10 protein-coding genes are annotated in these 12,295 nt (G+C 67.6%); 6 read left to right on the forward strand and 4 right to left on the reverse strand.

The window, feature by feature from the left end:
• Positions 1-67 precede the first annotated feature (67 nt).
• Entirely contained in the window at positions 68-1,168 is a 1,101-nt protein-coding gene (gene dnaN, locus J2W68_RS16050; RefSeq protein WP_310237866.1) for a DNA polymerase III subunit beta, read from the reverse strand.
• A gap of 254 nt (positions 1,169-1,422) precedes the next feature.
• The gene (dnaA, locus tag J2W68_RS16055) at positions 1,423-2,760 is read right to left on the reverse strand and encodes a chromosomal replication initiator protein DnaA (RefSeq protein ID WP_310238068.1); all 1,338 of its coding nucleotides are present in this window, start codon (positions 2,758-2,760) and stop codon (positions 1,423-1,425) included.
• Positions 2,761-2,967: 207 nt separating this feature from the next.
• Here dnaA and rpmH point away from each other — a divergent pair, with 207 nt between their 5' ends.
• From rpmH to J2W68_RS16080, 5 genes are all read left to right on the forward strand, one after another.
• Complete coding sequence (gene rpmH, locus J2W68_RS16060) at positions 2,968-3,108, forward strand: 50S ribosomal protein L34 (RefSeq protein WP_047138036.1); 141 nt, start codon at positions 2,968-2,970, stop codon at positions 3,106-3,108.
• Positions 3,109-3,169: 61 nt separating this feature from the next.
• Positions 3,170-3,586, forward strand: a complete 417-nt coding sequence (gene rnpA / locus J2W68_RS16065; RefSeq protein WP_310237871.1) for a ribonuclease P protein component — start codon at positions 3,170-3,172, stop codon at positions 3,584-3,586.
• A gap of 13 nt (positions 3,587-3,599) precedes the next feature.
• Complete coding sequence (gene yidC, locus J2W68_RS16070; RefSeq protein ID WP_310237874.1) at positions 3,600-5,312, forward strand: membrane protein insertase YidC; 1,713 nt, start codon at positions 3,600-3,602, stop codon at positions 5,310-5,312.
• Between the two features lie 66 nt (positions 5,313-5,378).
• Entirely contained in the window at positions 5,379-6,716 is a 1,338-nt protein-coding gene (gene mnmE / locus J2W68_RS16075) for a tRNA uridine-5-carboxymethylaminomethyl(34) synthesis GTPase MnmE (protein WP_310237876.1), read from the forward strand.
• A 145-nt stretch (positions 6,717-6,861) separates the two neighbouring features.
• Complete coding sequence (locus J2W68_RS16080; RefSeq protein ID WP_310237878.1) at positions 6,862-7,929, forward strand: energy transducer TonB; 1,068 nt, start codon at positions 6,862-6,864, stop codon at positions 7,927-7,929.
• A gap of 206 nt (positions 7,930-8,135) precedes the next feature.
• Here J2W68_RS16080 and J2W68_RS16085 read toward each other — a convergent pair whose 3' ends face one another.
• Positions 8,136-8,837 (reverse strand): alpha/beta fold hydrolase, encoded by a 702-nt coding sequence (locus J2W68_RS16085; protein ID WP_310237881.1) that lies wholly within the window; start codon positions 8,835-8,837, stop codon positions 8,136-8,138.
• An 18-nt stretch (positions 8,838-8,855) separates the two neighbouring features.
• Positions 8,856-11,033: a glycoside hydrolase family 3 N-terminal domain-containing protein gene (locus tag J2W68_RS16090; RefSeq protein WP_310237884.1), complete on the reverse strand. Its 2,178-nt coding sequence runs from the start codon at positions 11,031-11,033 to the stop codon at positions 8,856-8,858.
• A 325-nt stretch (positions 11,034-11,358) separates the two neighbouring features.
• On the opposite strand from J2W68_RS16090, the gene J2W68_RS16095 reads away from it, so the two are divergent.
• A complete protein-coding gene (locus J2W68_RS16095) occupies positions 11,359-12,294 on the forward strand; it encodes a Ku protein (protein WP_310237886.1) in 936 nt (311 codons plus the stop codon).
• Position 12,295 lies beyond the last annotated feature (1 nt).

Genomic DNA, 12,295 nt, shown 5'->3' on the forward strand with positions numbered 1-12,295 from the left:
GGCAAGCCGGGCGTCGTGTTCCACGTGAAACATGTGTGGGCGACGGGCGCCCAGTCTACCGAGCGCGTCAGAGACGCAGCGGCATCACGACGTGACGGCTGCGCTCGTCAGTTGCCTCCCGTACCAGCGCCGACGAGTTGGCATCACGCAGTTTCAGGATCACCTGCTCGCCGCGCAGGGCGGTCAGCGCATCCAGCAGGTAGTTGACGTTGAAGCCAACCGCCAGGTCGTCGACCTTGGTATCGGCTTCGACTTCCTCGTGCGCCTCTTCCTGCTCCGGGTTGTGCGCATTGATGCGCACCGTGCCCGGCGAGACTTCCAGCCGCACGCCGCGGTACTTCTCGTTCGACAGGATCGCGACTCGCTGCAGCGCGGCGCGTAGCAGCTCGCGGTCGATCGTGACCTCACGGTCCGCGCCGATCGGGATCACCGCCTCGTAATCCGGGAAGCGGCCGTCGATCAGCTTGCTGGTGAAGGTGACATCGTCGCGTTTGACCCGCAGGTGGTTGCGGCCGAGTTCCAGCTCAAGAATCTTGTCGCCGCCTTCAAGCAGGCGCTGCAACTCGGTCACGCCCTTGCGCGGCAGGATGATCTGGCGCTTGGTCTGCACGGCCGTTTCCAGCGTCGTCTCGCACAGCGCGAGGCGGTGGCCGTCAGTGGCCACGCAGCGCAGGCGCGTGTCGCCGAGATCGAACAACAGGCCGTTGAGGTAATACCGCACGTCCTGCTGCGCCATCGCGAATGCAGTGCGTTCGATGAGTTCCTTGAGCGCGGCCTCCGGCACCGCGATCCGGTCGGTGGCCTCGACCTCGTCCACGGACGGGAAATCCCCGGCCGGCAGGCTCGACAGCGTGAAGCGGCTGCGGCCGGCCTGCACGGTGATCTTCTCGCCAGCCTGGGAGATCACGACCTTGCTGCCGTCGGGCAGCGCCCGAACGATGTCGAACAGCTTGCGCGCCGGAATCGTGGTCTCGCCGTCCTGGGCATCTTCGACCGCCCGGCGCGAGACCATCTCGACTTCGAGATCGGTACCGGTCAACGACAGCTGACCGTCCTGGACCTGGACCAGCAGGTTGGCCAGCACGGGCAGGGTCTGGCGGCGCTCGACGACGTTGACGACCTGGGCCAGCGGCTTGAGCAGTGTTTCGCGTTGGAGACTGAAACGCATGTCGGTGTTATCCCCTTGTCCCGTGCTTTTATAAAAAGGATATAAATCTAAAAATGGTGGTGCTGGGTAAGGCCAAAATCGGTTGGTATCTACTGCAAGCCGCTGAATCGATTACGTTTTTCGGACCTCCAAACCCGGTGGACAGTGCGGTGTGGAGGGGTGGATCAAGCTGTGGACAACTTTCGACCCCTCAAGTTGTCCACAGGCTCTCCACCTCCGGTCCCCGTGTTGTGCAGGGTCCGGCGATGCACAGCTTACTCGCTGAGTTTACGGATCAGCTTGTCCCAGTCCTCGCGCAGTTTGCCGTCGCTTTCGATCAAGGTGCGGATCTGCCGGCAGGCATGCAGCACGGTGGTGTGGTCGCGGCCCGCGAAGGCCTCGCCGATCTCCGGCAGGCTGTGCTCGGTGAGCTCCTTGGACAGCGCCATCGCCACCTGACGCGGACGCGCCAGCGAGCGCGTACGGCGCTTGGAGAGCAGGTCCTTGATCTGCAGGCCGTAGTAGTCGGCCACGACCTTCTGGATGTTGGACATGCTGATCGCCTGCTGCTGGGCGCGCAGCAGGTCGCGCAGCGTTTCCTGGGCGAATTCGACGGTGATCGCGCGGCCCATGAAGTTCGCGCGTGCGGCCAGCGTATTGAGCGCGCCTTCGAGGTCGCGCACGTTCGAGTGCATCTTCTTGGCCAGCAGGAACGCCACGTCGTCGGGCACCTGGGTGCCGCGCTCGGCCGCCTTGGCCAGCACGATCGCCGCGCGGGTCTCGAAATCGGGCGGGTCGATCGCCACCGACAGGCCCCAGGCCAGGCGCGACTTCAGCCGCGGCTCCAGGCCTTCCACCTCACGCGGATAGCGGTCGCAGGTCATGATGATCTGCTGCTTGCTGTCGAACAGCGTGTTGAAGGTGTGGAAGAACTCTTCCTGGGTTCGGTCCTTGCCGGCGAAGAACTGGATGTCGTCGATCAGCAGCGCGTCGATCTGGCGGAACTGGCGCTTGAACTGGTCCGAGGTCTTTTCCTGGATCGAGCGGAAGAACGCGCTGTAGAACTCCTCCGACCGCAGGTACAGCACGCGCGCACGGGGATTGGCCTGGCGCATCGCGTTGCCGGCGGCGAACATCAGATGGGTCTTGCCCAGGCCCGTGCCACCGTAGAGCAGCAACGGGTTGTGGGCGCGGTCGCCGGGCTTGAGCGCGGCCTGCCAGGCGGCCGCGCGGCCCATCTGGTTACTGCGGCCCTCGACGAAATTGTCGAAGGTGTAGTGGCTGTCCATGTTGCCGCCGAAGGCTTCGATCGGCGCGGCAGGCACAGCCCGCGCATCGCCACCCGAAAACCCGGTCGTAGCCGGTGGCGGCGCGGCGCGCGGCATCGACCCGACCTGCAGGCTCACCTCTTCGACGCCGGCGAAATGCGCCAACAGTTCGCGGATGCGCGGCATGTAACGCGCCTGCACTTCGTCGCGGACGAAGGCATTGGGCGCGTAGAGCACGGTCGAGCGGTCGTCGGCCTGGGCCTGCAGAGGCTTGAGCCAGGTGTGGACATCCTCGGCCGGAAACTCGGCTTCGAGGCGTTGAAGGCAGCGGGGCCAGGCATCCATCATGCGGCGGAATTCGACAAAGCGGGCGCCGCCACGCAGGTGCGCGGCAAGGTCGCCGGGGAAGGGCACGCAGACTATCATGTCGCCACCCGCGCCCCGGCCCCGGGCGGCCTCCGCGGACCCGTTGTATGGCCCGGCTTGACCGGCCGTGCGGTAGGCCGCTAGAATTTCCGGTTCTATTCGTCACGTTGCCCGAAGGGCTCGACCATGGCTACCAAGCGCACCTATCAGCCCAGCAACCTCAAGCGCAAGCGCGATCACGGTTTCCGTGCCCGCATGGCGACGGCCGACGGCCGCAAGATCCTCGCGCGTCGCCGCGCGAAGGGCCGCAAGGTCCTCTCGGCCTGAAGCCCTCCGGGTCGGTGAGTCGCTTCTCCGCACTCCCGACCCGTTCTGCAGCGCAGCTACCATGACCGCCGGTGTCCGCTATCCGCGGCACGTGCGTGTGCGCGCGCGTGCGGATTTCGATCGAATCTTCGCCAGTGCGACGCGGACAGCGTCGCCGATGCTGGCCGTCCACCTGTTGTCCGAAGAAGGCCCGGCGCGTCTGGGCCTCGCGGTGTCGCGCAAGGTCGACAAGCGCGCCGTCGGTCGCAATCGGATCAAGCGCGTACTGCGCGATGCCTTCCGCCTGATGCAGCCGCAGCTGGCGCCCGGCAGCTACGTCGTCGTGGCCCGTCCGGCTGCGGCGCAGGCCGACAATCCGGCACTGCGTGCCGCCTTCCTGACCGTGTTGCGGCGTGCCCGCGCGTTGCCGCCGTCATCTGCGGCCGGCACAATGCCCGCCTCCCCGATTCCATCCACGCCGGTGACGCCCGGCGCATGAGCTTGCCTGCCTGATGAACCAGATCCGTACTTTCCTCATTCTCGCCTGGCTGATGGTGGCCGTGTTGTTGTGGATGGAGTGGGGCAAGGAAAAGAGTGCTGCCGCCACTCAGCCACAGAGCAGCGCCGCCCAGGCGTCGCCTTCGGTGACGGTGCCGGGCGCCGCCACCGGCAGTGCCGCTGTACCGACTGCGCCCACCGATGCCGCGCCCGTGCCGCCCGCGCCGGGGGCCGCACCGGTCGCCACCAGCGCGGCGCCTGCCGCGCGCCAAGTTGTGGCCCAGACGGATGTGCTTCGCGTGGTGCTCGACGCCGGCAACGTGATCGAAGCGGATCTGCTGGCGTATCCGCAGACCCGCGACGACGGCGCGCCGCCGGTGCGGATGTTCGATACCGATCCCCTGCATTACTACGCCGCGCAGACCGGTTGGGTCAGCAGCAGCAATGCCGCGCCGAGCCACGAAGGCCAGTTCGTGCCGGAAGGAACCACCACTTCCGCGACGCTCGCACAGGGCGAGAACACGGTCATCGTGCCGTTCCTCTGGACCGGCGCAGACGGCGTGACGATCCGCCGCAGCTTCGTGCTGACCCGCGGCGACTACGCGATCGAAGTGCGCGACGAGATCGTGAATGCCGGTAACGCGACGTGGCAGGGCTTCCCGTACCGCCAGTTGATCCGCACCGCGCCTGCGGTCAAGCGCGGCATGACCAATCCCGAGTCTTACAGCCTGACCGGCGCGACCTGGTTCGGCAGCGACATCGGCTACAGCCGTCGTCAGCTCAGCGACTTCGAGAGCGACGGTCCGCTCAACGCGAAGGACAGCCAGATCTGGATCGCGATGGTCCAGCACCACTTCTTCAGTGCGTGGATCCCGCGTCCCGACGATACCGGCACGATCTCGATGCAGATCGACCGCAGCACCGGCGCGCCGCGCTATCTGATCCGCGAGTTCGGTGCGCCGATCGCCGTGGCCGCTGGCCAGCAGGCTTCGACCACCGCGCGCCTGTGGGTCGGCCCCAAGCAGGTCGACCTGATCCAGGCGCAGGGCGTGCGCGGTCTCGACCGCGTCGTCGACTACAGCCGCTTCTCGATCTTCGCGATGCTCGGCGAAGGCCTGTTCTGGGTGCTCGCCAAACTGCACGGTCTGATCGGCAACTGGGGCTGGTCGATCATCGGACTGGTGCTGCTGGTGAAGCTGGCGCTGTATCCGTTGTCGGTCGCGCAGTACAAGTCGATGGCGAAGATGCGCAAGTTCCAGCCGCGCATCGCCCAGCTCAAGGAGCGCTACGGCGACGACAAGCAGAAGTTCCAGCAGGCGATGATGGAGCTCTACAAGAAAGAGAAGATCAACCCGATCGGCGGTTGTCTGCCGGTGCTGCTGCAGATGCCGGTGTTCTTCGCCCTGTACTGGGTGCTGCTCGAGTCGGTGGAACTGCGCCACACGCCGTGGATGCTGTGGATCCAGGATCTGACCGCGCGCGATCCGTACTTCATCCTGCCGGTGCTCAACATCGCGATCATGTGGGCGACGCAGAAGCTCACGCCGATGGTCGGCATGGATCCGATGCAGCAGAAGATCATGCAGTTCATGCCGCTGGTGTTCGGCGCGATCATGATCTTCTTCCCGTCCGGTCTGGTGCTGTACTGGGTCACCAACGGCGGCCTCGGCCTGTTGCAGCAGTGGTGGATGATCCGCCGCTACAGCGAGGCACCGGCGAAGGCCTGACGGCCGCGCTGATGCAGTCTCCACGAGCCCGCCGCATGGCGGGCTCGTGCGTTGAGGAGGAGCGAGATGACGACATCGACCGAAACCATCGCCGCGATCGCCACCGCATCGGGCGCTGGCGGCGTCGGCATCGTGCGCCTGTCCGGACCGGCGTCGTTGTCGATCGCACGTACGCTCTGCGGACGCGCCCTGCGCGCGCGCCATGCGCATCACGTGCGCTTCCGCGACGCTGATGGCGCCGTGCTCGACGACGGTCTCGCGCTCGCGTTCCCCGGGCCGGCCAGCTACACCGGCGAAGATGTCGTCGAGCTGCAGGCGCATGGCAGCCCGGTCGTGCTGCAGCAGCTGCTGTCGCGCTGTCGCATGCTCGGCGCGCGCCTCGCGCGGCCCGGTGAGTTCAGCGAACGCGCGTTTCTCAACGGTCGTCTCGACCTGGCCCAGGCCGAAGCGGTCGCCGACCTGATCGCCGCAGGCGACGAGCGCGCCGCACGCGCTGCCCGTCGCGCACTCGACGGCGTGTTCTCCGATCGCTGCGAGACACTCGCCGCCGAGCTGCTGCATTTGCGCGTTTACGTCGAGGCGATGATCGATTTCTCCGACGAGCCGATCGACACGCTCGGCGGCGACGAGGTGGCGCGTCGCATCGATGCACTGGCCGCGTCGCTGTCGCAGCTGCTGGCCGAGGCCGAACAGGGCCGGCGCCTGCGCGACGGTCTGCATGCGGTGATCGTCGGCCCGCCGAACGCCGGCAAGAGTTCGCTGCTTAATGCACTGGCCGGCGTGGACCGCGCCATCGTCACCGACATCGCCGGTACCACGCGCGACCTGCTACACGAGACGCTGCGCATCGGCGGCCTCGAACTGACCCTGGTCGATACCGCGGGCCTGCGCAGCGAGGGCGACGCGATCGAACGTGAAGGCATGCGCCGCGCACGCGCCGAACTGCAGCGCGCGGATCTGGCGCTGGTGGTGCTCGACGCACGCGATCCGGATGCGGGTTGGGTATCGGTGGAAGACGCGATCGCCGATGTCGCCGATCGCATCGTCGTCCACAACAAGACGGACCTGCACGCAGCCGACGCATCGGGTAAGCACGACGCGCTGCGCGTGTCCGCGCGCACCGGCGCCGGCCTCGACACGCTGCGCGACGCATTGCAGCTACGGCTCGGTGGCGACACGCTGGCCGGCGAAGGCGCGTTCACCGCACGCCAGCGCCATGTCGATGCGCTGCGCGAAGCCGCCGACGCCGTGGACGACGCGCGCGGTACGCTGGCCGCGCAGCATCTCGAACTTGCCGCCGAATCGCTGCGCGTCGCGCATGACGCAGTCGGCGCGATCACAGGGCAGGTTCTGCCCGACGACCTGCTCGGGCACATTTTCTCGAGCTTCTGCATCGGCAAATAGCCGGCAGCTGCAGCGCCGAACATGCGCCATTGACGGCGAACCGGTTGCCAAGATGCATGATCGATGCACCGGCCGGCCAGTGCAGATGTCTCCACAAGGATTGACAAATCGTCTCCATTAACGCGTTCTACGCACTCTTGCGGACATGCATCCTTGGGGAAAGATGATGGTCTCGAAGATTCCGACGACCCGTCGCGCGTCCAGCGCGCGGCTGGCCGCCGCCGTGGGTCTCGCCTGTGTACTCGCCGCCTGCGGGCGTAGCGACGACGCGCCGGCGCCGGCCGCCGCCGAGCCGGGCGCGGTCACCGCGCAGGCCAGCCAGCAGGCCGCCGCGCGTCAGCAGGCGGCCGACGATGCGATCGCCGGGCTTTCGGTCGACGAGCTGCGCAGCGCAGCTGCGGCTGCGTACCAGGAAAGCCGGCTGTATGCGCCGGCCGGCGAGAACGCGATGGAGTATTACCTGGCGCTGCGCGAGAAGCAGCCCGGTGACGCCGCTGCGTCGAGTGCACTGATCGATCTGCTGCCGATGAGCGTGATCGCCACCGAACAGAGCCGCGACCGCGGCGACTATGCCGAAGCCCGGCGTCTGCTCGGCCTGATCGAACGCGCCGATGGCAGCCATCCCGCGCTCGAGCGCCTGCGCGTGAGCATCGCCACCGCCGAAGAGCAGGCCGCCGCCCGCGTCGAACAACAGGCGCTGACCGCGGAACAGGAAGCCCAGCGCGCGCAGACCTTGGAGCGCGAACGCGCGGCGCAACAGCAGCAGCAACAGGCCGCCGCCGCGCAGCAGCTGGCGCAGCAGCAGACCGCCAGCGAACAGGCCGCGAGCGAGGAAGCCGCCCGCCAGGCCGCTGCCCGCGAGGAAGCGGCGCGTCAGCAGCCGACCCGGCCGGACCCCGCGCCCCAGGACACTCCTGCGCCCACACCTGCAACGCCCGCACCTGCCGCCGCGCCCGCGCAGCTGCGTCCGCTGAGCACACCCGCACCGCGTTACCCCGCCGACGCCCTGCGCGCCGGCACGAGTGGCGAAGTCATGGTCGAGTTCACCGTCGGCGTCGACGGTTCGGTCAGCAACGCACGTGTGGTCCGCGCGGATCCACCGCGCACCTTCGACCGCGAAGCCCTGGCAGCGGTGCGCCGTTGGCGCTTCGAGCCGGTGCCGGCGCCAGTGACGACGCGGCGCACGATCGGGTTCGCGCCGACGGCGAACTGAGGGTGCGCCTGCCCGTGCATTGCGCTACGTGAATCGGCGGTGCACGGCGCTCCGGCGCGCCATGCACGCGTGCGGCCCGCACGGTGGTCGTATGGCGTGTTTCAAAGACGTCTCGCCGTCACGATCAGCGGCGGCGGGTGTCATCGCTGTGCCCATGGCTGAGTCGGTGGCCCGTGTCTGCGAGCCAACGTGTGCCGCGCGCGAACTCAGACGGCCTCCAGCCACGCCCGCATCAAGCCTGATGTGTCATCCGCCCGTTCAAGCGGGGGCAGATGCCCGCACACGTCAAGTCGACGCAGCGTCGACCGATCGATTCCCGCATGCATCACCTCCGCCTCTACCGGCGGAGTCAGCCGGTCCTGCGCACCAACGACGATCAACGTCGGCACATCGATGCGCGCGAGCACGGGTTCCGAATCCGGACGGCCGAGAATCGCCGCCTGTTGCCGCAGATAGCCGTCGGCGCCGATCTCGCGCGCCATCGATTGCACGATGTCGCCGACCGGTCCGTCGACATGCGACGGATGCACGAGACTCGGCAGCAACTGCCGGGTCACGCCGACGAAGCGGCCGCGACCGATCGCATCGATGCCGCGCCGGCGTTGCGCGGCGCGTTCCGGGGAATCGGGACGCGCGCTGGTTGCGATCAACGCGAGACGGCTGACGCGCTCAGGCGCGCGGCGCAGGATTTCGAAGGCGACGTAGCCGCCCATCGACAACGCGGCGAGGGCGAAGTGCGGGGGTGCATCGGCGAGTGCGCGCTCGGCCATCGCGCCAACGCTGTCGTCCTGGCTGAGATCTGCGACGTGTGGGTCGGCGACATCGCCGAGCGGGTCCATCTGCGCCTGCCACAACCGGGCGGTGCATAGCAGGCCCGGCAGCAACAGCAGCGGCGTCTTGCCGGTCACGGCGTCAGTGGAATCGGCTCAAGCCTTCAACAGCGTGAACTGCGCCGCCGTGCCGCCTTCCGAATCCGGCGCGATCCACACGTCGAACAGGCCCGGCTCGGCCGCAAACGCGCCGCTGCGCGTCGTGAAGGCGAGCTGCTCACGCTGCAGGGTGAACGCCACCGTGGTGTGTTCACCCGGCGCCAGTGCCACCTTGCGGAAATCCTTGAGTTCGCGAATCGGACGCACACGGCTAGCGACGCGGTCGTGGACATAGAGCTGCACGACTTCCTCGCCAAAGCGCGTGCCGTCGTTGCGCAGCGTCACCGACACGGTCAGCGTGCCGTCCCAGTCCAGTGTGTCGGACGACAGTTCGACGTCGCCGTAGACGAAACGCGTGTACGACAGGCCGTGGCCGAAGGGATACAGCGCGCTGTGCGGCATCTCGCGCCAGCGGCTCTTGAACTCCGACATCGTCGGCAGTTCGGGGCGGCCGGTGCGCTGGCGGTTGTAATACAGCGGCTGCTGGCCCGAGTCGCGCGGGAAGCTCACCGGCAGGCGCGCGGACGGGTTGTAGTCGCCGAACAGCACCTCGGCCACAGCCGGGCCGGTCGCGGTGCCGAGGAACCAGGTCGCGAGGATCGCCTGCGCGTCGCGCACCGCGCCGTGCAGCGCGAGCGCGCGACCGTGACGCAGCAATACGACCACCGGCGTACCGGTCGCGGCCACAGCCTCGGCCAGCGCCTGCTGCGCGGGCGGCACGACGATCTGTGTGCGCGACTGCGCTTCGCCGCTGTAGCCCTGCGGCTCGCCGATCGCGAGCAGCACGACATCCGCAGCGCGCGCGGCCTCGACCGCGGCCTCGATGCCGCCGTCAATCGCATCCTCCATGCCACAGCCGTCGACGACGTCGAGCGCAGCGGCGTCCTCGAGCGCGGCGCGCAGGCCGTCTTCGAGGTTGACGTGCAGGTGCTTGTCGCCGAACAACGTCCAGCAGCCTTCGATGTTGTCGCGGTCGCGGGCATATGGCCCGATCAGTGCGAGCTTCTGCCCGGATTTGCGCAGTGGCAGCAGGTCGTCGTCGTTCTTCAGCAGCACGATCGAGCGGCGCGCGGCGTCGAGCGCGAGCGCGCCGTGCAGCGCCTCCGGATCGAGCGCGGCTTCGACCTCGGGATCGAGCGAGCGGTACGGATTGTCGAACAGGCCGATCGCCTGCTTGACCGCCAACACGCGGCGCACGCCCTGGTCGATCGCGTCCATCGGCACCTCGCCGCTGGCGACGAGATCGGGCAGATGCGCGGCGTAGAGACCGCTCTGCATGCTCATGTCGACGCCGGCGGTGAACGAGAGCTTCGTCGCCTCGCGGTCGTCGCCGGCAAAGCCATGCGCGACGAGTTCGAAGTCCGCGGTGTAGTCGGAGACCACGAAGCCCTTGAAGCCCCATTCGCCGCGCAGCAGGTCGGTCAGCAGTCCGTCGTGCGCCGAGGCCGGCACGCCATTGATGTCATTGAAGGCGCTCATGACCGTCAGCGCGCCGGCATCCAGCGCGGCCTTGAACGGCGGCAGATGCACGTCGCGTAGGGTGCCTTCGGACATCTCGACGCTGTTGTAGTCCAGGCCGCCCATGACCGCGCCGTAGCCGACGAAGTGCTTGGGGGTGGCGAGCATCGAATCGTTCGCCGTCAGGTCGTCGCCCTGGAAGCCGCGCACGCGCGCGGCCGAGAATGCATTGCCGAGCACCACGTCTTCGCCTGCGGCTTCGGCCACGCGGCCCCAGCGTTGGTCGCGGGCGATGTCGAGTGTCGGCGCGAACGTCCAGTGCAGGCCGCAGGCGGTTGCTTCGATCGCCGCGGCGCGCGCGGTGCGCTGCGCGAGTTCGGGTTCGAAGCTCGCGGCTTCGCCCAGCGGGATCGGAAACACCGTGCGCATGCCGTGGATCACGTCGGCGCCCATCAGCAGTGGAATGCCGAGACGGCTCTCCTCCACCGCGATGCGCTGCGATTCGCGGCCCTGCACCGCGCCCACGCCGTTGAACACCGCGCCCACGCGTCCGGCGCGAATCTGCTCGCGCAACTCGCCGGCGTTCAACTCGTTCATCTCGGGATTCACGTCGGCCGCGAACGGCCGCAGCATGTCGGCGAAAATGCCGAGCTGGCCGATCTTCTCCTCGAGGGTCATCCGTGCGAGCAGCGCTTCGAGCCGGTCATCCAGGCGCATCAAGTGGTCCCGTGTAAACGATTACAGCCGGCGATTATAGGGCGCACGCCGGGAGGCGGGTCCAGTATCGCCGCGTGCGGCGCGCAGGAACAGCCGCCGCCTGCTCAGCCGAGCTCGTCCACTTGGGGCGCGGGCGGCGGGCGTCGGAGAGGTCGTGTGCATGCCTCCACCCTCGCCCAGCGGCGCGCGCGTGCGCGTGAATCCCGAGAACCGACTTGCAGTGCATCAGTCGCAGTGTGCGTTTGACGCGCGTTGCACGGCACCGGTGCAAGCCTCCGAAGCTCATGCGGCCGGCCGCCCCGCGCCAGCGCATCGGAGATCGTCCATGGCACGTCCCATCTGGTCCGGCTCGCTGTCCTTCGGCCTGCTCAACATTCCGGTCTCGCTGATGTCGGGCGAGCGCCGGACCGATCTGAGCTTTCGCATGCTCGACTCGCGCGACAAGAAGCCGATCCGCTTCGAACGCGTCAACGCCGACACCGGCGAGGAAGTGCCGTGGAAGGACATCGTCAAGGCCTTCGAATACGACAAGGGCAGCTACGTCGTCATCGAGAAGGAAGACATCGCCTCGGCCGCGCCGGAATCGCACGAGTCCGTCGACGTGGAGGCCTTCATCGATGCAGGCAGCATCGGCACGCGCTTCTATGAAAAGCCCTACATCCTGGTGCCGGGCAAGAAGGCCGAGAAGGGCTATGTGCTGCTGCGCGAGACGCTGAAGAAGACCGGCAAGATCGGCATTGCCCGCGTCGTGATCCGCACCCGCGAATATCTGTGCGCGGTGATGCCCGAGGACGACGCGCTGGTGCTGATGCTATTGCGCTATCCGCAGGAATTGGTCGATCCGGCCGATTACAAGCTGCCGACCGGCAAGGCGTCCAGTTACCGCATCGCCGACAAGGAATTCCAGATGGCGACACAGCTGATCGATTCGATGTCGGCCGACTGGGCGCCGGATGCCTACCACGATGAATTCCGCGAACGCCTGTCGGACATCATCAAGAAGCGCATCAAGGCCAAGGGCGCGAAGACCAAGGTCGTCGACGACACGCCACATCGCGAGGACGCGTCGACCAATGTCGTCGATTTCGTCGCCCTGCTGCAGAAGAGCCTCAAGGACAACAAGCGCACCCCCGCCGGCAGCAGCGACAAGGTGCCGGTGAAGAAGAGCACCACCAAGAAGGCGGCGAAGAAGACGACGAAGAAAACGGCCAAGTCGCGCACGACCAAGACCGCCAAGAAGACCGCGCGCAAGGCCTCGTGAT

Source organism: Luteimonas terrae, from assembly GCF_031457535.1.
Taxonomy (GTDB): Bacteria; Pseudomonadota; Gammaproteobacteria; order Xanthomonadales; family Xanthomonadaceae; genus Luteimonas; species Luteimonas terrae_A.